This window comes from Sporichthyaceae bacterium, assembly GCA_036493475.1.
Taxonomy (GTDB): domain Bacteria; phylum Actinomycetota; class Actinomycetes; order Sporichthyales; family Sporichthyaceae; genus DASQPJ01.
In genome coordinates this window covers 1-17,732 of sequence record DASXPS010000078.1, presented here as the reverse complement: position 1 = coordinate 17,732, position 17,732 = coordinate 1, and the positions used below count along the sequence as shown (strand labels likewise).

The window sequence follows — 17,732 nt, the reverse complement described above, 5'->3', positions numbered from 1 at the left end:
GCCTCGGCGGAGCGCAGCGGGGGAGAGGGTTTCGCCGGGCCGTGGGGCCCGCGCCCTTGACGGTGAGAGCCGGGGCCTCAGGCAGGTCGCCACCCGCCGCGCCGCTGAGACGGAAAGCGCCGTTGACTGTCGCACTGGTGCCGTTGGGGTGGGCCGTGTGGGCCCGGTGCCCTTGACGGTGAGAGCCGGGATCCCCGGCAGGACGCCACCCGCAAAGCAACGGTCAAGGTCGCGGGCAGATCGCGGGTGACGCCGGTTGAACCCGTCGCAGGGTGAGAGCGGGGGCCGGGCCGGACGCGATCGCCGAAGCGATCGGCATGGTCACGGTGCGCTGTCGGGTGTACGGCTGTCGACCGAGCGGGGTCGCGAGCGGCGTCAGCTGCCATTTCGAATTGGGCGAATATCTAGAAGTCACTAAGAGTTTGGAGTAACTTCTAGACATTCTGATCTTTGGCGAGCAGGTCCGGAGGCCCCGTGTTCACGTTGCAGGTGACGCTCGACGACGATCCCGTCCAGGTCGCTGAATGGGTCAGGGCTTACGAGGAGCACTACTTCGCCGCCAAATCCGCCGACGCTCATGCCGACCAGGCCGCGTCTCCGGCGGCTACGAGCCCGGATGAGGAGGAGCTCGCTGCCGAGGTTGAGCGGTTCCGGTCGAACTCGCGCGCCTACGGCGCACGGTTCATGCGGCTACATGAGGGCCTGCTCGCATTGGGGTGTGTCCCAGTGCTGTCGAAGAAGCAAAAGCCGACGAGCGTGCGCACCTACATCGCCTATGCCCTTCCCAACGGGCGGCGCGTGTTGGAGAACAATTCGTCGACGGCGTACTTCGTCGGGACCGAGTTCGTGGACCGCCTCAGGGGCACACACGAATGGCTGAAGCCGAGTGGTCAGCTCCTGTCGGTTCAGTTCGACACCGAGGACAAGGTTGACCTCGTCCTGCAGATCGCCGAGGCCGAGATGGAAAAATGACCCCACCCCGGGGTCCCGAAGGTCCTTCCTGGCCCTCGTCGGCGTCTCCGTTCACGGGCGAGCTCGGTCGCGAACGGCCGGGCTCGGTGCCGGTTGGGGCGGAGCCGGCAGGCCGCGAAGGACGCAGCGGGGGAGAGGCTTTCGCTCGCCCGTGTGGCCCCGGCGCCCTTGACGGTGAGAGCCGGGACGCTAGGCAGGTCGCCACCCGCCGCGCCGCCAAGACGGAAAGCGCCGTCGGCTGTCGCACCGATGCCGTTGGGTGGGGGATGTGGCCCCGGCACCCTTGACGGTGAGAGCCGGGGCATGGGGCAGGTCGCCACCGGCGGGCGGCGTAGCCGCGGTGGGGCGGCGCGGCCGGCAGGGCCGCCCACTGTTCGCTGTTGGGTTCGTGCATCGCGGCCATCCAGCGGGGTTTGGCCGCGCCTGTGGCCCGGCGCCGTTGGGGATGAGTGCCGCCCCGCGCCTTGCCCTCGGGCACGGGCGTACGGTGAGGCCGTTGTTCACGGTCGCTGTGGTGGGTGCTGCGGGCGCCGGGCGCCGGCGCACCGCTCGCGGTCGACCGGAGGTGGCTGCGCGTGGTTGTGGCCGGCGATCCGCCGGCTTTCGGCCGGGGCCGGCCCAACTCTTCAGGGAGAACCGATGCAACGACGCGAGATCAACCCGACGGACTGGCTGCAGGGGTTTGGTATCAACCACGGCATCGAGGTGACCGGTGCGGCGCGGGTGCTGTACCTGTCCGGTCAGACGTCGAACGATCCGGACGGGGCGCCCTTGCACCCCAAAGATCTGGTTGCTCAGTTCGGCACAGCTTGGTCGAACCTCAAGGACGCACTGTCGGCCGCGGACATGACGCCGGTGAACATCGTGCGGCTGAACATCTACACCACGGACGTGCCCGGGTTCATGGCGCAGGCCGGGGAGCTGGTTCCCATCTTTGCCGGTGACGGCTGCAAGCCGGTCTGCACGCTGCTGGGCGTCGCCGCCCTGTTCGAGCCGGAGATCATGGTCGAGCTGGAGGCGACTGCGGTCGCGTAGCGGCAGGGCCTGCCGGCGCGGTGTCGGATGCTCGCCCGGCCGACCGGCGCCCGGGCGTGGTGAAGGCGAACAGGACGATCGCGCCGCCCGGGGTTGGCGAGCGTCCCACACGGCTGCCCGCTGGGGGGTCGCCCCTCCGGCGCGCCACCGGAAGTGTCTGACTCGCGGGCCGACCCGGGCATGCCGGCCGTGCCCGGGCCCGGTGCGGCTGCCACGGTGTTGGGGCGGTGGGGCCGCTCGGCGGAGCGCAGCGGGGGAGAGGCTTTCGCCGGGCCGTGTGGCCCCGGTGCCCTTGACGGTGAGAGCCGGGTCATTGGGCAGGTCGCCACCCGTCGCGCCGCTGGGACCGAAAGCGCCGTTGGCTGTCGCACCGATGCCGTTGGGTGGTGGGCGGTGTGGCCGCGGTGGGGCGCGCGGCCCGCAGGGTCGCCCGATGTTGCCTGCTGTCGGTGGGCATCGCGGCGGCCGGTCGCGGGAGTAGCTGCGCGCTGTCCGGGCACGCTCAGGGGAAGCGACGAGTGCAGGAGGTCGGAGATGGCAGCGAAGTTCGAGGTGTTCACCGACAAGGCCGGCAAATACCGGTTCCGGCTCAAGGCCGCCAACGGTGAGGTGGTGGCCCAGGGCGAGGCGTATGAGTCCCACTGGGGGGCGAAGGAGGGTTGCGAGGCGGTGCGTCGGGCGGCGGCAGAGGCCACGGTCGTGGATGCGTGAGCTGACGTGGACGGGTTGGCCGAGTGCGCGATCGCGCAGTTGTGTCCGGCGGCGCCGGGGTGGCATGCCAGTTACCGGGACGGTAGCCACACCCTGCACCGCGCGGTGGCGGTGTGGGCGTTGCTCGACGGCGGTGACGGTGAGCGGCGGATTGTGGGGATCGCGCCGGATGCGCAGGGGCAGTTGTCCTGTCATGCGGAGGAGGTGGCGGGCTTCGCGGGGTACGTGTATCTGTCGGTGGGCATGACCCAGCTGCCCGGTGTTTGAGCGAGCCGGCCGGTCAGTCGGTGGCGAGTTGGACGCGAGCGACCTCGCACACCTCGACGATCAGCGCACGGTAGCGGTTGTGGTCTTCGTCGGTGTCATAGGCCCGATAGCTGTCCGCGTCGGACCAATCGTTGACGATCGCGAAGGTCCAGGCGCCGTCGCGCAGCTGCGCATCGCGGCCCACCTGCATCGATATCTGTCCCGGCAGGTCGAGTGCGGCGATGCCGGCCAGGCCCTCGTCGAGCTGCGCGCTCGCGGCCGGATCGTTCGGGTCTCGCAGCCGGCCCAGCACGACGTTGCGGATCATGCGCTGCACCCCGTTTCGTCGCGACCGTCAGGAATCCGCGAGACGCGCGTAGGACAGTTGGGCGCGGGCATCCCGACCTCCGCGCCGCGGCGTTCTTCGGGCAGGGGACAGTCTAAAGCGCTGCCGTGCTGGGAAAGGTGATCTTCTGCCACTGACCGGTCTGCGGCGTTGAGCGCGGCTACCGGCCGCAGCGTGAGCCGCAGACCTCGTCGTAAGCCGTTCCGTCAGAGGCCCGGGGCCGGCGCCTCCCCGTGGTTCGGGACGCAGGGGGACCAGGGTCAACGGGGGTCTGCGCCGAGCGGTGCGACCGACCGAACCGCGTGCTGCGTTGTCGAAGGGACCGTCAGAACAGCGGGAGCAAGCTGGTGCGAAAGGTGCCCTTTCGCAGCGGCGGTTCCCGCGGCCCGGCCCAGGGGGCGGGCCGTGTGGGTGTCGGCGGGGCCGACGTGTCGGGTGTCGGTGGTGCGTTCCCGCTGCGCGGGTGCGCTGCGCTGGGCTCTGGGGAGGGCTGCGATGAGTGGGGATGTGGCCGGGGTCGGAGAAGGCCGGCGACAGCTGCGGGTCGCGGGTCGCGTGCGCCCGCACGCGCACCGGGTGAAGGTCACCGAGACCCAAGAGGTCGAGTTGCAACGCCTGGCCGCGGCCCGCGGGATCACCGTGGCGCGGCTGTTGGTGGAGTCGGTGTTGGCCGGTGGCGCGGAGGCCGCCCGCACCCGAGCGGGACTTGTCGATGAGTTGTTGATGGTGTCCCGTGCGCTGGGTCGGGTGGGGGTGAACATCAATCAGATCGCCCGCGCGACGAACGCGACCGGCGAGGTGCAGCCGGGGGCGCAACCGGCGTTGACGGCCGTGGTTCGGGTATGTGAGCGGCTTGATGCGGTGGTCGGTGAAATGGCGTTGAGCAGCCGCCGCTTCCCCCCGCCACGGTCGGGCTGAGGGCGTCGGGGTGATCCCGAATATCACCCGCGGCGGCGACCCGGCGGGGTTGCTGCGCTACCTGGTGGGCCGGGGTCGCCGCGAGGAGCATGTCCGCCCGCACCTGGTCGCCGGGTCCGGATTGGCGGTGACGGTACACGGCCACGACGAGCTGTCCCGCGCTGATGCGGTGGTGCTGGCCGGGTGGTTGGACACCCCGCGCCGCGAACACGGGGTGCAGGTGCGCAGCCGCGCGACGACCGTCGACCCCGAGACCGGTGAGCGGGTGGATCTCGGCTGGAAGCGGGCCGACGTCTGGCACTGCTCGCTGTCCCTGCCACCCGGCGAGGGACCGCTGGGCGACGAGCGGTGGGCGCGGATCGCGACGCAGTTCGCCACCGCGATGGGCCTCACCGACGGCAACGACGGGCCGCGGTGTCGGTGGGTCGCGGTGCACCACGGCCCGTCGGTCGGCGGTAACGACCACGTGCACCTGGTCGCTTCATTGGTGCGCGAGGCGACTCCGCGAGACCTGGCCGGCACCCACCGCAGAGGACACCGCCGCCGCGTTGGCGGAGTGGCACGCCACCCGCACCGGCGCGGCAAACGCCGAGCGAGAAGGCCGGGAGACCCGGCACATGCACCCCGACGCCGGCCGGGTCGCCGCCGAGCGGATCGCGGCGTTCAACGACCGGATCACCGGTCTCGATCCGTCCGACGCCACGGGCCGGGCGCAGGCCGCGCGAGACCTCGCGGGTGCGCTGGCCGCGCTCGCGCGCGACCGGCAGGATCCGGACCTGCAGCGCGCGGCACGGGAGGTCGCCTGCCATGCCGCCTACCGTCGCATGCCAGAGCAGGCCGGGACGCGACCGCGGCCTGTGCTGGGTCCTGCGGTGCTCGTGCTGATGCAGACATCCAGTGGGCAGCGGACCGCCGCGACGCGGCTCATCACCGACCAGCTGCTCCGCGCCGTCATCGCCCTTCACGCCCAGCAGCGAGCAACCGGCCGACCGGCGGAAGCCGACCGACTGCACGCCCGGGCCCTGCTGCCGGTACACCGCACCGCGCAAGCCGCCCGCCTGGAGTCCGCGCCGAGCCGGAGCCACGGGCCCGGCCCGGGAACGGAGTCGGTGCCCGGGATCACGCGGGCGCGCCGGGGTCGCGATGACCGCGGGCGCTGACTCCGGGCAGCGTTGCGTGGTCGGCGCCGCTATCGGGCAGCGGTGGCTGTCGCGGTGCTTGACGGCGCGGTCGTCATCGCGCCCGACGGAGCCGGTTCCAGGCACACCTCCATCAACGGCTGCGAGTAGGCGTACGAGGTGACGCCCAGCACGACGTCATGGTCGGGGCAGTGTTCGGGATCGTCGTCGCGTTGGATCACCGCCGTGACGCGCGACCAGAAGGGCTGCGGGGTGCAGGCCACCGGGCCTCTTGGGCCGGGGTAGGTGATTCACTTGCCGACCGGGACGACCAGCATCGTGCACATCAACTGTTGGAACCTCACGTACTTCAGGGGGGCGTACTGGCCTCGCGGGCATCCGTACGCGGAGCTCAGATCGCGGATGACCGCGATCTGGTAGAAGGCGCGACGGTCGGTGCACCCCACTCGGCTCATCCCGCGGTCGTGGGTGAGTGAGTTGAAGCGGAGGCATTCCCCGACCCGGTAGGCGCGGGGTGGCTTACGGTCGAACATTTGGTACTTGGTGTCGAAGATCAGCCCGATTTGGAACACGCCCCCGACGACGATCAGCCCAGCCAAGATTGCGCGCACCACTGACCGCCGGGCAGGAAACCACACCCGACGTGGGTTCGCGTCCCGACCCTCGCGCCTGGTCATGTCAGCACGACGCTACTCCGGGCCCGTCGCCCAATCGCGGCGCCGCTGAGGGGTCGACAGGCCGGCCGGTTGTTCGAGAAGCACCTGGGCACCGATCGTCCGGAAACCGGTTCGCGATTCGTGGCGGTGTCCGGCCTGGCCGCGCCGGTCCTCGCCGTCAAGGTCGCCGCGGCCGCAACATTCGGTCAACCCTTGCGCGCTTGACCGAATCTCGAGCCGCGCCTCCCGTGGACGGCGAGCCTCTCCGGCACGGCGGGCAGGCATTGCGGGCAGGCGCGGGCGCCTGCCCGGCATCCGGACACCACCCCGGCACCCACCGAACGCGCAGCATTCGTCGGTTCGGTGATCCGTTGCAACTGCTGGAGAAGCCGAAACCGCTGCTTGGGCTCAGGGGTGCGGGCCGCTGCGCGCGATCTGTTCCCTGAGCGCGCGGACCTCCGCGGCCAGTTCGGCTACCTCGTGGCCGGTTCGCTGCTCGGCGTCCTGTACCTCGGACATTTTCTCCACGAACCATGACGCGAGGGCTGCGGTCACCACGCCGAGCAGGGCGATGCCGGTGATCATGAGCGCGGCGGCGACGTAGCGGCCCTGGGTCGTGGTGGGGTAGCGATCGCCATAGCCGACGGTGGTGACCGTTGTCGCTGCCCACCAGGTGGCGTCACCGAAGGATCGGATGTTGGCGGCGGGGTTGGTCCGCTCCGCATCCAGCATCGCCAGCGCCCCAACGAACCCGATCACGGACACCGCCGCGCCGACGGCTGCGACGGCACGGCCCCGCGCGAAGGTCCGGCCCCGTCGGGCGAGCATGTTCAGGGCCACCACGGCGCGCAGTACGCGCAGCGGCCGCAGCATGGGCAGCGCCAGGGTGATCACGTCCAGCCACGCGCCGCGCAGGAAGGTGCGCCGATGCGCGGCGAGCGCCAGGCGGACCAGGAGGTCCACCGCGAAGGCCACCCACACCGCGATGCTCGTGGCTCGGCACAGCTCCCGCGCCCCGTCGGGCAGGTCGGGATCGAGAATCGGCCAGGCGTAGGCACCGAGGAAGACCACAGCGAGCACGACCAGTGGGGTCTCGATCCGGGTTTCCCACCGCACCCGCCTCGCGTCGTCGCGCACAATCGCGACGGTAGGCCGCGCGGGTTGCGCCGGCAGTGCGGCACGCCGCTGGGCGGCCCCGAAGCTCGCGTGGCTGTGGTGGGTCCCTCCGCCGGTGGTCTCACCGCTCGCGCCGGCGAGTGCGATGCTGGCGCGCATGATTGCGGCGTGGCGCGACGGGGCGTCGCCGCGGGCCGGGGATGACCTGGACGCTTTGGTCAACGTGGGGCTTGATGTCGCGCAGCGCCTGCTCAATCAGCACAGCGAGTTCTGTCCGTTCGCCGTGGCCATGACCATCGCCGGTGAGGTGGAGATGATCGACGCCGTGCCGGGGGCGGTTGCGGATCGGCCGGGTTCGGTGGAGGTGATCGACGCCTGTGTGGCGCAGCTGGCGGAGCGCCGCGCGGGGCTGCGTGCCGCGGCGGTCGTCTGCGACGTTCGGTGCTCCGAACTGAACACCGACGCCATCGACGTGGCCCTGGAACACGCCGAGGGCGCCGCCTTCGCCGTCCAGCTGCCCTACACCCATCGACGGCTGCACAGGCGCGTCGAGTACGGGCAGCTTTACGCGACCGCGGGCACAGCCCGGATCTGGACCGGGAGTTGAGTCCCGCAGCATTTCGCCCGGCACCTGCGAACGCCCGTGAAGATTATGCTCTGACGGATCGTCATCTCTGGTCCGGGTCGCGGCCGTCAACATTCTCCTCCCTCGTGTCGATGATCGACAACGAATTGCGGCGCAGTGTCGCGGTGGTCGTCCCGTCATGCCGGCAGCTCGCGTGATGGTCCTTGGCGGCCGGCCTTTGGCCGGTTTCCTTGCTCGTGCCGGGAGCGAGGGCGCCCGTACGCTTCCCGGCGAGGTCGGGCCGGTCGTTCCTGGCCTGCCCGCAATAGCCCGACCCGGGTGCTCTCGCTCCGGGTCCCGGCGCGGGCAAGGTGGGTAAAGGCCGGCCCGTTGTCGGGATGAGTCCGAGTTCGTTCCGGTAGCCGCGCACGAGGGGTGGTGTCCGCCCTGGCCGCGCGGGTCCTCACCGTCAAAGGTCGCCCCGGGCGCAAGGCGCCGTGAAAGCCTGCCTTGCCCCGGGATTACCCGGGGTCGAGTCCAATAGAACGACGTGAGGAGGCGGCGGATGGCGAGGAACTGGCGGGGATACATCCGTGCAGCGTGGGCGCTGAGTGTGGCCACGGGCCTTGTCGCGGCGACCTCGGGCACGGCCCCGGCTCGAGCGGCCGGCGTGGCGGAGATCGTGGCCCACAACGGGGGAACCGCCCGGGCGCCGGAGTCGACGTTGGCCGCCTTCGGTCACGACATCGACGTGCACGCCTACGGGATCGAGTTCGCCGTGCGGTTCTCCCGCGACGGTGTCCCGGTCGTCATCCATGACGCGACGCTGGATCGCACGACGAACTGCACCGGCAACGTTGCCGATTACACCTTCGATCAACTCGAGCAGTGCGACGCCGGTGTGAGGTTTGCCCGACGGTTCGCCGGGGCACGGATCCCGAGCCTCGACCACACCCTGTCCTATATCGGCCGGCACTCGGCGTCGATCAGGTTGTTCGTCCACGTCAAAATCGACGACGCCGACCAAATACGATTCGTGCTGCGCCGGTTGGACAGCTACGGGTTGGCCGGCGACCGGACAACACTGATCGGCAGCACCGAGGCCATCCTCTCCACGATGCGCGCGGCCGGTGCCAAGCGCCTGGGATACGTCTTCAACGACGAGTCGGGGTGGTCCACCGATTACCCGGTATTGATTCCCTACGACGTCCCGCCGGGCCGGGGGGACGTGGAACGAGCAGAACGCCGGGGACAGAAGGTTCTCCCGGTGGAGGACCACCCCTTCACGTTGGCCGATCTGGCGGATCTCGGCACCACCGGAATGCTGGCCAATGATGTCGACGCAGCGATCCGCCTCACCCGGAGTGCCGGTCCCCGCGCATCGGGGCTTCGGCCATCGAATGGCGGCGCAGGGGGCGGCGGGGGCGGGGACAGTGACCACAGGGGCAGCGGCGGAGGCGGCGGCGGCGCCTTCTAGCGCCGGTCGCCGCAGCCGCGGGCGAGGGGCGCTGTCAGCTGTTCGCTATCGGGCCGGGGACCGGATGCCGCATCAGTTCAGGTCCGCGACCGCGGTCAGCGGCCCCAACACGACCGTGGAGCCGCGAGCAAGTAGAACGCGTTCGGAGCAGCGTGGATCTGACGTCACGTCAGTTCGTTGCCGGGTTGGTCTCCGGCGTGGGTGGGGCTCGTGGAACGGGCGATCAGGTCGCCGAGATGAGGACGGTCACGCTGCCGGTTGCGAAGTTGGCGATGTCGGCATAGGCGACCGGGCCTCGGGGGAGGCCAGGGTCTTCTGGACGCGGGGCGTGTCCGGCCTGGCCGTGCCGGTCCTCGCCGTCAAGGTCGCCGCGGCCGCAAAACTCGGCCAACCGCTGCGCTTGACCGAGTCCTGAGCCGAGGCTCCCGTGGACGGCGAGCCTCTCCGGCCCGGCGCGGGCAGGCATTGCGGGCAAGCGCGGGCGCCTGCCCGGCATCCGGACACCACCCCGGGGCCAACCCGGAGCACGACCGGGACGAACCCCACGACGCTGCGCTCGGCGGTCGGTCTTTGGTCCGGTGGCCTTGCTCGTGCCGGGAGCGAGGGCGTCCGTACGCTTCCCGGCGCGGTCGGGCAGGTCGTTCCTGGCCTGCCCGCAATAGCCCGACCCGGGCGCCCTCGCTTCGGGTCCCGGCGCGGGCAAGGTGGGTAAAGGCCGGCCGGTCAATCGAATGCGCACGGGCACTGGGATCGAACCCGCGAACTTGGGGTGGTGTCCTGGTCAACCCCGTGCCGGTCCTCGCCGTCAAGGTCGCTCGGCCGCAACATTCGGTCAGTCACGGCGCCAGGTCGCGCGCAGGCGCGTGCGCCAGGCGCCGAACACGATTGCGATGGGGTTGGGTCCTCGCGTAGCGGCGGGTGCGTTGCCGGTGAGCGCGGTTTGTTCCACCGCCAGGGCGAACTGTTCGAACAGGCCGCGACTGACCTCCTCGCCCAGTGCTCGCCCGAATTGCGCGATCGGCCCGCGCAGGTACACCTCGGCGACTGCGAGCAGGATGGTTGTGCCCGCTTCGGCGGTGGCCGACACCGTCAGCCGCACCGACGTGCTACCGCCGGCGTCCGAACTGGCAGCGAGCAGCGTGATCCGGTGGGCGTTGGCATCGCGTTCGGTGACCTGTGCGCGGCCGCTGAACGACAACCCCACCGGGCCCACTGCAAATCGCGCGCGCCCGGCATAACGGTCCTCGCCGAGTTCCTCGGTCAGTTCCGCGCCGGGTAGGCAGGGCGCGACCCGTCGGGCGTCGGCGAGCACGGGCCACACGGCGTCGATCGGGGCAGCGACCTTTTGGGTGACCTCGATGGTGACGGTCGGCATGCCGGTGGGCACCGAAATCTCCCGTCCCCGGTTCCGCGCAGGGTGAGGTCTCATGCCATCCTCGCGCCTCGGTTCCGCCTCCACGGCTCACAGCATGCCCCGCGGGGTGGCGGTCGATGCTCACCCGGCCGGTCAATCGACTCGCACGGGCACGACACCGCGCGGTTCGGCGGCCGGCCTTTGGCCCGGTGTCCTTGCTCGTGCCGGGAGCGAGGGCGCTTGTACGCTTCCCGGCGAGATCGGGCAGGTGTTCCCCAGCCTGATCGCCTGCTGACCGGCGGGAACCTGTGACAAAAAACGGACCCTCGTCTACCGTAGTGTCACGGAAACTTAAGCAAGCACGGTCACCCGGCGAAAGGTGGAAGATGAGTCCAGCAGCAGCGGTGGCGCACAATCCCGCCATCGACCCGGTCTGGTACGCCAAGGAAATGGCGACGCTGAACACCAAGCTCGCCGGCGACTTCCCGGACCTGCCCGCGGACATGATCAGGGTGGCCCTGCAGCTGGCCAGCAAGCGAATCGCGGCCGACGCGACGATCCCGAACTACCTGCCGGTGCTGGTCGGGCGGGACGCCCGGGCCCAGCTGCAGGCCTACGCCGCCGGCATCGCGACCAAGTAGCGCCGCAGCCGTCGCTCAGCAGTTCGTCGTGGTCTGCGCGTCGGCCGTCCCGTCAATGATCTGACCCACGGCGGTGTAGGTGTCGGGACATTGCGGGGAGTTGTCCTTGGAGCTCGCGTGCGCCACCGCGGCGAGCAAGACGACGCCGACGGCCAACGTGGCGAGGAACGCCACGAACACCTGCAACGGGCTGGACTGCTTGCGCGGGCTCAGGTCGTTCATTCCGATGCCCGACCTCCTGAAGTCGACGGCGGAAACCCTCCGACACCAGCGTGCGAGCAAGGCGTGGGTCGCGCATGAGTCGATCGGTCCGTTTGCGGGCGACGAACGGATGAGTTGCCTGACCTGGATCCCTTTGCGCCGAACGGGTGAACCATGCGCGCCCGCGGCTGATCCGCGGCGCCAACGGGCATAGTGATCGCCAGGGGGGTGGGCCGTGTTCGTATGGCCGACGGCCCGGCGGCACCGATCGTTCGGCGCACGGGCGGCGTTGAGTAGTGCGCTCGTGCTCAGCGCCGGCGGTGCGGCCTTTGCCGGCACCACCGCCGCCCCGGCGCCGGTGGTGGTCGCGTTCGGGGATTCCGTGCCCTACGCCTCACACTGTGGCTGCCCGGGCTTCGTGGGGGAGTACGCCACGCTGGCCGGGAACGACGTCGGCCTGACGCCCACCGTGCACAACTTCTCCCGCCCGGGATCGCTCAGCGAGGACGTCCTCGACAAACTCCAACACCGTCGGGTGCGCCGAGCCGTGCAGGCCGCCACCACGGTACTGATCATGACCGGGGCCAACGATTTCACCGCGCCGTTCAACGAGGTCCGTGACGGTGCCTCAGAAGTGGACGACTATCCACCGACGGCCGCCCGGGTGCAGACCAACGTCACCACCGCCATCCAACAGATGCAGCGACTGAATCCGCAGGCGCACATCGTGGTTCTGGACTACTGGGCGGCAATGAAGGACGGGGCGGTGGCTCGTCGCGAGTACTCACCGGCAGCACAGCAGGCCGCGCAGGACGCGACCGACGCGGTGAACCAGGCGTTGGCCGCCGCAGTCGCGGCGACGCACGCCACCTATGTCTCCACGCTGGTCGCGTTCAAGGGTCCCGATGGCAGCAAGGACCCCACCGGTCTGCTCGCCCCGGACGGCGACCACCCCGATGCCGCCGGGCACCAGGTGATCGCCCAGGCGCTCATCGACGAACTGCCCCAGGGCTAGGGACACGCCGGGTCTGCGGTTCTTACTGTTACCTTGCCGCCTGGCTGCGACGATCCGCGCCAATGATCACCCACCGCGTTCCGACACCGGGCAGGTCTCGATGCGTCGCATCCGTCCCGTCGTCGCTCCCACCCTCGCGCTGCTACTGCTGAGCGTCGCGGGCTGCGGCGGCAGCAGTAAGTCCCCCTTTCCCGGCTACGCGGCTCCCGGCAACACCTCCGCGAGTACCGCGCCCAGCAGTAGTCCCAGTTCGTCGACCGGACCGCTGGCACTGCCCAGCCCGAACCCCGGGCTCGTCGCCGAGGTGCCGGCCTCGGTGGCCAAGGCCGGCACCCTGCACGTCGGCACCGACACCAGCTATGCGCCCAGTGAATTCCTCGGCGAGGACGGCAAAACCGCCGAGGGCTTCGATATTGACCTGTTCAGGGCGGTCGCCGCGGAGCTGGGCCTGAAAACCGACTTCATCTCCGCGCCCTTCGACAACATCATCCCCGGCGTGCTGTCCGGCAAGTACGACGTCGGGGTGTCCTCGTTCACCATCAACGCGGACCGGATGAAGAAGGCCACCATGGTCAGTTACTTCAGCGCGGGCATGCAGTGGGCCACCCGGTCGGGCAATCCAGCCGGCGTCTCGTTGGACGACGCCTGCGGCAAACACATCGCGGTGCAAACGGCCACCACCGAGGTCGATGACCTGACGGCCCGTTCGAAGAAGTGCACCGACGCGGGGAAGAGTGCGATCAGCATTGACCAGTTCCAGAACCAGGACGAGGCCACCGCGGCCGCGGTGTCCGGCAAGGACGACGCGATGTCGGCGGATTCCCCGGTGATCGCCTACGCGATCAAACAGTCCGGCGGCCGACTGGCTGCGCTCGGTGACGCGTTCGGCACGGCACCGTACGGCTACGTGTTGAAGCTTTCCGCCACCGATCTGGGCAAGGCGATCTCCGACGCGGTGAACGAGTTGATGGCCAACGGGCAGTACCGGCAGATCCTTGAGCACTGGGGCGTCGGCGCGGGCGCCATCAGCGGCTCGAAGGTGAACCCCACCCCGTGACCGACCCGGCCCCGGTAACCGGGTCGGCGGCCGCGCCGCAGGTGGTGCCGGTACGCCACCCATGGCGGTGGGTGGGCAGCGCCGCGATGGCCGTGGTCATCGCGATGTTCGTGCACATGCTGGTCACCAATGACGCGTTCCAGTGGAACTTCATGGTGCACAACATGTTCCGCCGTCCGGTGTTGGACGGCGCACGCACGAGCGTGTACCTGACGGTGACCGCGATGGCCGCCGGTCTGGTCGGCGGCATCGTCCTGGCCGTGATGCGCCTGTCACCGAGCCCGGTGCTCTCGGGCGTGGCGTGGGCTTACACGTGGTTCTTCCGCGCGGTACCGCGCATCGTGCTCGCGGTGCTGTTCGGCAACTTCGGCATCCTGTATCCGCGCTTCTTCGTCGGGTTGCCGTTCGACCACCAGATTCTGTCCTCGTTGGGCTTCGGCGACCGCAACGCCCACTTGTTCGGCGTGGACGCCCGCACCATCGGCGCGGGGTTTTTCGCGGGCTTCCTCGCGCTCGCGCTGTCCGAGGCCGCCTACATGGCCGAGATCATCCGCGCGGGCATCCTTTCGGTGGACGCGGGCCAAACGGAGGCGTCCGCCTCGCTGGGCATGGGCCGATTGCTGACGCTGCGTCGGATCGTCCTGCCACAGGCCTTTCCGGTCATCGTGCCGCCCACTGGCAACGAGACGATCGCCATGCTCAAGGACACCGCGCTGGTGGCGTTCGTGCCGGTCACCAATGAGCTGTTCTTCCAGCTGCGCGCGATCGGATCACGTACCTTCAACGTCTTCCCGATGATGATCGCCGCTTGCTTGTGGTACCTGGCCATGACCTCGGTGCTGATGGCGGGTCAGTACTTCTTGGAGAAGAGGATGGCGCGGTGAGCGCGGCGGTCGCGCCGATGGTGTCCGTCGAGGGCGTGTGCAAGTCCTTCGGCCGCACCCAGGTGCTGCGCGGTATCGATCTGGCGGTGGGCCGCGGCGAGGTGCACTGCATCATCGGCCCGTCCGGCTCGGGGAAGTCCACCCTGCTGCGCTGCGTCAACCACCTGGAGAAGGTGGACGCCGGTCGTATCCGGGTGGACGGTGCGCTGATCGGTTACCGCGAGGCGGGGGACCGCCTGCACGAGCTCAAGGAATCCGAGATCGCCGCGCAGCGGCGCGAGATCGGCATGGTGTTCCAACGGTTCAACCTGTTCGGGCACCTCACCGCCCTGGAGAACGTGATGGAGGCCCCGCGCCGGGTGCGTGGGGAGAAGCACGCCGAATGCCGGGGCCGGGCACTGGCGCTGCTGGAGCGGGTCGGCCTGGCGCACCGCGCCGGGGCCAAACCCGCGGACCTGTCCGGCGGGCAGCAACAGCGGGTGGCGATCGCCCGGGCGCTGGCCATGCGGCCCAAGGTGATGCTGTTCGACGAACCCACCTCGGCGCTGGATCCGGAACTGGTCGGCGACGTGCTCGACGTGATGCGCGATCTCGCCCGCGACGGCATGACGATGCTGGTGGTCACCCACGAAATGGGCTTCGCCCGGGAGATCGGCGACCGATTGACGTTCATGGATGACGGCGCGGTCGTGGAGAGCGGCCCGCCGCGCGAGGTCCTGGCCAATCCGCAGCACGAACGCACCAAGCTGTTCCTGTCCAAGGTTCTCTGACCACCGTTCGGTCGACCACCTCGCCGAGGAACCCGCGCGTGCACTTTTCCCATACTCTGGCACGCCCAGCACACCGCCCCGCTGCACCAGGAGGACCGACGATGAGTCAGGGGCACGGCCACGGGCACGGCGGGGAGTCGACGGATGCCCGTCGGCTCCGCATCGCCCTCGCGCTGATTGTCGGGTTCATGCTGATCGAGGTCACGGTGGCCTTCGCGGCGGGCTCCCTGGCGCTGCTCGCGGACGCCGGCCACATGTTGACCGATGCCGCCGCGCTGGCCACGGCGCTGTGGGCGATGCGCCTCGCGACGCGTCCGGCAACAAGTGTGTTCAGCTACGGACTGAAGCGGGCGGAGATTCTCTCTGCCGCGGTCAACGGGGTGACCCTGGTTGCCGTGGCGGGCATCGTGACGGTGGAGGCGATCCGGCGGTTGATCAACCCCGCCGAGATCCGCGGCACCGCTGTGCTCGTGGTGGCGCTGATCGGTGTCGTGGTGAATGTCGCCGCGACCTGGGTTCTGACCGGCGGGAATCGAGCAAGCCTGAACGTTGAAGGCGCCTATCAACACATCCTCACCGATGCCGCCGGGTTCATCGCCACCGCGATCGCGGCCGTGATCATCATCACCACCGGCTTTCGTCGCGCGGACTCCATTGCCTCGCTCGTCGTGGTCGCCCTGATGGTGCGCGCGGCCTGGGAACTGCTCGGTGCCTCCGGTCGGATCCTGCTCGAGGGCGCCCCCCGGGGTGTCCACCTCGATCAGGTCCGTGCTCGGCTGCTCGCCGCTGACCCACACGTGCGTGACGTGCACGACCTGCACGCTTGGGTGCTGACGTCCGATCACCCGGCGATGAGCGCGCATGTCGTCATCGACGACTCCTGCTTCCTCGACGGACACGCGCCGCAGATCCTGGACGCTCTACAGGCTGCGATGACCGGCGAGTTCGATGTCGAACATTCCACGTTGCAACTGGAAATGGCCGCGCATGCCGCCCATGAGGCCGGCATGCACTGACCGCCTCAGGTCCCCCGGCCGAACCGGGAGACCTGCACCCACATGGACACGGCCGCGGCCCGATTGGCCGCGCCGAGCTTGCGCAGGATCGCCTGCACGTGGGTCTTCACGGTGCCCTCGGTGATATTCAACCGACGGGCGATCCGCCCATTGGTCTCACCGCGGGCCATCCACTGCAGTACCTCGATCTCCCGGCGGGTCAGCCCGGTACCGGCGATGTCCGGCGGCTGCGGTAGCCGACGCGAGGTCTCCGGCCGCGACTTGTCGCCGTTCCACATGCCGACGGCGTTGCTACTCAGCCCGGCCCGCAACTGCCCCAAATCCGCGCGCAGCGACTCCAGCCGGTCGAGTACCGCGGTGCGGGCCAGCGCGTAGCCGAAGCCCTCGCCGAACAGCGCAAGCGCGGCGCGGTCAGCCTCGGTCAGGTCGCGGCCCTGGTAGTAGCAGTCGGCGTGCAGGAATCCGACCACGGCACCCTGCACGATGATCGGTGCCGCGACATAGGCCCGGGACAACGAGGCGTCGGCGATCGGACGGTTCACGTTGGGCCTGGTTTCCACATCCTCGACGAGCACCGAGCGGCCGGTTCGCACCACCTCGGCCTCCACCAACCCCGGCTGCACCAGCTGAGGATTGCTTCGGCTGACCTGCAGGATCTCCTCGGCCCACTTGGCATCACGACCGACGTAGACGCTCTGCGCCACCCACAGTTCGTTGTCCACTCGGGAGACAATCGCCCGATCGAAGCCCAGCTGGCAGATCGCCACCACTGCCTGGTCGACCAGTTCGTTGGTGGATTCCACGTCGCGCAGCAGAGCCAGCGCTGAACGCACCCGCTCGAAGGCGCCCTCCCGCTCGCGGTACTGCTCCTCGCGCAGGTGGTCGGAGAGCCGACGCACCTCGCCGAGCAGATCCAGCAGTTCCTCGGCCCGGCCCGCCCGGCTCGCATCGCCGATGGCCGTGGTGAGCGCCCGGCGGGTGGCCTCCCAGGCCACCAACAGCGCCGCCTGCGCGGTGGCGTGGTCCACCGGGGGCCGCTCGTCGGGGACCGGCTCGACCTCGGCCAGCCGCGCGGCGCGTTCCAGCAGCTCGCGAATCTCATCCGAGGCGGCTTCGGAGAGCCCGCCGGCCGGCGGACGGGCTCCAGCGGCACCACCGACCTCGAGTCGCCCCACGGGGCCCGCCTCCTTTTCAGGATGCGCTCAGCTTAGGGCCCAATTCCTCCCTCTATCGGTGGATGTATCTCTGTCCTCCGATGGATGGGCACCGCGACGTGGACACGCGAATGTGTCAGGTATCACGTCACCCATGTCCCGTGTATGACCTCACCCATGTCCCGAGGGAGAAAAGTGACCAATCTTCGATTGCGCCGATTGGCACTTGCCGTGCCTGTCTGTGCCTCCATGGCCCTGGTCATTTCCGCGTGCGGAAACGGCTCGACCAGTTCAACCGCGCAGCAAGAGCCTGCTGCTGCGCCTGTGGGTGCGGCTGCGGTTGCTGCTGCTCCGGCGGCTGCTGCTGCGGTGGCTCCGGCGGCGCCGGCTGTTGGGGTGAAGGCGGCCAAGGCGGTGACCGCGGTCAAGGCCGCGAGCAAGGCGAGCAAGGCGGTCCCG

The 17,732-nt window shown here is 69.8% G+C and carries 22 protein-coding genes; 15 read left to right on the top strand and 7 right to left on the bottom strand.

The window, feature by feature from the left end:
* Positions 1 to 474 precede the first annotated feature (474 nt).
* The 4 genes from VGJ14_08765 (at position 475) to VGJ14_08750 (ending at position 2,985) form a co-directional block, all read left to right on the top strand.
* Positions 475 to 972: a hypothetical protein gene (locus VGJ14_08765; GenBank protein HEY2832502.1), complete on the top strand. Its 498-nt coding sequence runs from the start codon at positions 475 to 477 to the stop codon at positions 970 to 972.
* A 639-nt stretch (positions 973 to 1,611) separates the two neighbouring features.
* Positions 1,612 to 2,007 carry a RidA family protein gene (locus tag VGJ14_08760; protein ID HEY2832501.1) on the top strand — a complete coding sequence of 132 codons (396 nt, stop codon included), beginning with the start codon at positions 1,612 to 1,614 and terminating at the stop codon, positions 2,005 to 2,007.
* A 534-nt stretch (positions 2,008 to 2,541) separates the two neighbouring features.
* Positions 2,542 to 2,718 (top strand): DUF1508 domain-containing protein, encoded by a 177-nt coding sequence (locus VGJ14_08755; protein HEY2832500.1) that lies wholly within the window; start codon positions 2,542 to 2,544, stop codon positions 2,716 to 2,718.
* Positions 2,719 to 2,724: 6 nt separating this feature from the next.
* Positions 2,725 to 2,985, top strand: a complete 261-nt coding sequence (locus VGJ14_08750; protein ID HEY2832499.1) for a hypothetical protein — start codon at positions 2,725 to 2,727, stop codon at positions 2,983 to 2,985.
* 13 nt (positions 2,986 to 2,998) lie between these two features.
* Here VGJ14_08750 and VGJ14_08745 read toward each other — a convergent pair whose 3' ends face one another.
* The gene (locus tag VGJ14_08745) at positions 2,999 to 3,292 is read right to left on the bottom strand and encodes a Dabb family protein (protein HEY2832498.1); all 294 of its coding nucleotides are present in this window, start codon (positions 3,290 to 3,292) and stop codon (positions 2,999 to 3,001) included.
* 513 nt (positions 3,293 to 3,805) lie between these two features.
* Between VGJ14_08745 and VGJ14_08740 the strand changes: the two genes are divergently transcribed.
* Together VGJ14_08740 and VGJ14_08735 are read left to right on the top strand one after the other, a co-directional pair.
* Positions 3,806 to 4,228 (top strand): MobC family plasmid mobilization relaxosome protein, encoded by a 423-nt coding sequence (locus VGJ14_08740; GenBank protein ID HEY2832497.1) that lies wholly within the window; start codon positions 3,806 to 3,808, stop codon positions 4,226 to 4,228.
* A gap of 548 nt (positions 4,229 to 4,776) precedes the next feature.
* Positions 4,777 to 5,388 (top strand): hypothetical protein, encoded by a 612-nt coding sequence (locus VGJ14_08735; GenBank protein ID HEY2832496.1) that lies wholly within the window; start codon positions 4,777 to 4,779, stop codon positions 5,386 to 5,388.
* 29 nt (positions 5,389 to 5,417) lie between these two features.
* Here the strand turns inward: VGJ14_08735 and VGJ14_08730 are convergent, their stop codons facing one another.
* Both VGJ14_08730 and VGJ14_08725 read right to left on the bottom strand, forming a co-directional pair.
* Positions 5,418 to 5,630: a hypothetical protein gene (locus VGJ14_08730; protein HEY2832495.1), complete on the bottom strand. Its 213-nt coding sequence runs from the start codon at positions 5,628 to 5,630 to the stop codon at positions 5,418 to 5,420.
* A gap of 27 nt (positions 5,631 to 5,657) precedes the next feature.
* Positions 5,658 to 6,044, bottom strand: coding sequence for a hypothetical protein (locus VGJ14_08725; protein ID HEY2832494.1), 387 nt, complete (start codon positions 6,042 to 6,044; stop codon positions 5,658 to 5,660).
* Positions 6,045 to 6,113: 69 nt separating this feature from the next.
* Here VGJ14_08725 and VGJ14_08720 point away from each other — a divergent pair, with 69 nt between their 5' ends.
* Positions 6,114 to 6,248, top strand: a complete 135-nt coding sequence (locus tag VGJ14_08720; protein ID HEY2832493.1) for a hypothetical protein — start codon at positions 6,114 to 6,116, stop codon at positions 6,246 to 6,248.
* A 183-nt stretch (positions 6,249 to 6,431) separates the two neighbouring features.
* Here the strand turns inward: VGJ14_08720 and VGJ14_08715 are convergent, their stop codons facing one another.
* Positions 6,432 to 7,160: a potassium channel family protein gene (locus tag VGJ14_08715; GenBank protein HEY2832492.1), complete on the bottom strand. Its 729-nt coding sequence runs from the start codon at positions 7,158 to 7,160 to the stop codon at positions 6,432 to 6,434.
* 136 nt (positions 7,161 to 7,296) lie between these two features.
* Between VGJ14_08715 and VGJ14_08710 the strand changes: the two genes are divergently transcribed.
* Positions 7,297 to 7,746 carry a hypothetical protein gene (locus VGJ14_08710; GenBank protein ID HEY2832491.1) on the top strand — a complete coding sequence of 150 codons (450 nt, stop codon included), beginning with the start codon at positions 7,297 to 7,299 and terminating at the stop codon, positions 7,744 to 7,746.
* A gap of 523 nt (positions 7,747 to 8,269) precedes the next feature.
* On the top strand, positions 8,270 to 9,181 hold the full coding sequence (locus tag VGJ14_08705) for a glycerophosphodiester phosphodiesterase family protein (GenBank protein HEY2832490.1): 912 nt from the start codon (positions 8,270 to 8,272) through the stop codon (positions 9,179 to 9,181).
* An 832-nt stretch (positions 9,182 to 10,013) separates the two neighbouring features.
* Here VGJ14_08705 and VGJ14_08700 read toward each other — a convergent pair.
* Positions 10,014 to 10,568 carry an SRPBCC family protein gene (locus VGJ14_08700; protein ID HEY2832489.1) on the bottom strand — a complete coding sequence of 185 codons (555 nt, stop codon included), beginning with the start codon at positions 10,566 to 10,568 and terminating at the stop codon, positions 10,014 to 10,016.
* A 353-nt stretch (positions 10,569 to 10,921) separates the two neighbouring features.
* Here VGJ14_08700 and VGJ14_08695 point away from each other — a divergent pair, with 353 nt between their 5' ends.
* The gene (locus tag VGJ14_08695) at positions 10,922 to 11,176 is read left to right on the top strand and encodes a hypothetical protein (protein HEY2832488.1); all 255 of its coding nucleotides are present in this window, start codon (positions 10,922 to 10,924) and stop codon (positions 11,174 to 11,176) included.
* A gap of 15 nt (positions 11,177 to 11,191) precedes the next feature.
* Here the strand turns inward: VGJ14_08695 and VGJ14_08690 are convergent, their stop codons facing one another.
* Entirely contained in the window at positions 11,192 to 11,398 is a 207-nt protein-coding gene (locus tag VGJ14_08690; protein HEY2832487.1) for a hypothetical protein, read from the bottom strand.
* 268 nt (positions 11,399 to 11,666) lie between these two features.
* On the opposite strand from VGJ14_08690, the gene VGJ14_08685 reads away from it, so the two are divergent.
* The 5 genes from VGJ14_08685 to VGJ14_08665 all read left to right on the top strand — a co-directional run bounded on the left by VGJ14_08685 (position 11,667) and on the right by VGJ14_08665 (position 16,119).
* On the top strand, positions 11,667 to 12,392 hold the full coding sequence (locus tag VGJ14_08685; GenBank protein ID HEY2832486.1) for an SGNH/GDSL hydrolase family protein: 726 nt from the start codon (positions 11,667 to 11,669) through the stop codon (positions 12,390 to 12,392).
* 100 nt (positions 12,393 to 12,492) lie between these two features.
* Positions 12,493 to 13,449: an ABC transporter substrate-binding protein gene (locus tag VGJ14_08680; GenBank protein HEY2832485.1), complete on the top strand. Its 957-nt coding sequence runs from the start codon at positions 12,493 to 12,495 to the stop codon at positions 13,447 to 13,449.
* Positions 13,446 to 14,333: an amino acid ABC transporter permease gene (locus VGJ14_08675; GenBank protein ID HEY2832484.1), complete on the top strand. Its 888-nt coding sequence runs from the start codon at positions 13,446 to 13,448 to the stop codon at positions 14,331 to 14,333. The genes VGJ14_08680 and VGJ14_08675 overlap by 4 nt, the downstream gene beginning before the upstream one ends.
* Before the next feature lie 17 nt (positions 14,334 to 14,350).
* Positions 14,351 to 15,103, top strand: a complete 753-nt coding sequence (locus tag VGJ14_08670; GenBank protein ID HEY2832483.1) for an amino acid ABC transporter ATP-binding protein — start codon at positions 14,351 to 14,353, stop codon at positions 15,101 to 15,103.
* A gap of 101 nt (positions 15,104 to 15,204) precedes the next feature.
* Positions 15,205 to 16,119, top strand: coding sequence for a cation diffusion facilitator family transporter (locus tag VGJ14_08665; protein HEY2832482.1), 915 nt, complete (start codon positions 15,205 to 15,207; stop codon positions 16,117 to 16,119).
* Between the two features lie 5 nt (positions 16,120 to 16,124).
* Here VGJ14_08665 and VGJ14_08660 read toward each other — a convergent pair whose 3' ends face one another.
* Positions 16,125 to 17,294, bottom strand: a complete 1,170-nt coding sequence (locus tag VGJ14_08660) for a LuxR C-terminal-related transcriptional regulator (GenBank protein HEY2832481.1) — start codon at positions 17,292 to 17,294, stop codon at positions 16,125 to 16,127.
* Between the last annotated feature and the right edge of the window lie 438 nt (positions 17,295 to 17,732).

Coding starts and splice junctions, on each gene's coding strand:
- VGJ14_08760 (HEY2832501.1), top strand. CDS start 1,612: ATGCAACGACGCGAGATCAACCCGACGGACTGGCTGCAGGGGTTTGGT.
- VGJ14_08755 (HEY2832500.1), top strand. CDS start 2,542: ATGGCAGCGAAGTTCGAGGTGTTCACCGACAAGGCCGGCAAATACCGG.
- VGJ14_08745 (HEY2832498.1), bottom strand. CDS start 3,292: ATGATCCGCAACGTCGTGCTGGGCCGGCTGCGAGACCCGAACGATCCG.
- VGJ14_08740 (HEY2832497.1), top strand. CDS start 3,806: ATGAGTGGGGATGTGGCCGGGGTCGGAGAAGGCCGGCGACAGCTGCGG.
- VGJ14_08725 (HEY2832494.1), bottom strand. CDS start 6,044: ATGACCAGGCGCGAGGGTCGGGACGCGAACCCACGTCGGGTGTGGTTT.
- VGJ14_08710 (HEY2832491.1), top strand. CDS start 7,297: ATGATTGCGGCGTGGCGCGACGGGGCGTCGCCGCGGGCCGGGGATGAC.
- VGJ14_08705 (HEY2832490.1), top strand. CDS start 8,270: ATGGCGAGGAACTGGCGGGGATACATCCGTGCAGCGTGGGCGCTGAGT.
- VGJ14_08695 (HEY2832488.1), top strand. CDS start 10,922: ATGAGTCCAGCAGCAGCGGTGGCGCACAATCCCGCCATCGACCCGGTC.
- VGJ14_08690 (HEY2832487.1), bottom strand. CDS start 11,398: ATGAACGACCTGAGCCCGCGCAAGCAGTCCAGCCCGTTGCAGGTGTTC.
- VGJ14_08680 (HEY2832485.1), top strand. CDS start 12,493: ATGCGTCGCATCCGTCCCGTCGTCGCTCCCACCCTCGCGCTGCTACTG.
- VGJ14_08670 (HEY2832483.1), top strand. CDS start 14,351: ATGGTGTCCGTCGAGGGCGTGTGCAAGTCCTTCGGCCGCACCCAGGTG.
- VGJ14_08665 (HEY2832482.1), top strand. CDS start 15,205: ATGAGTCAGGGGCACGGCCACGGGCACGGCGGGGAGTCGACGGATGCC.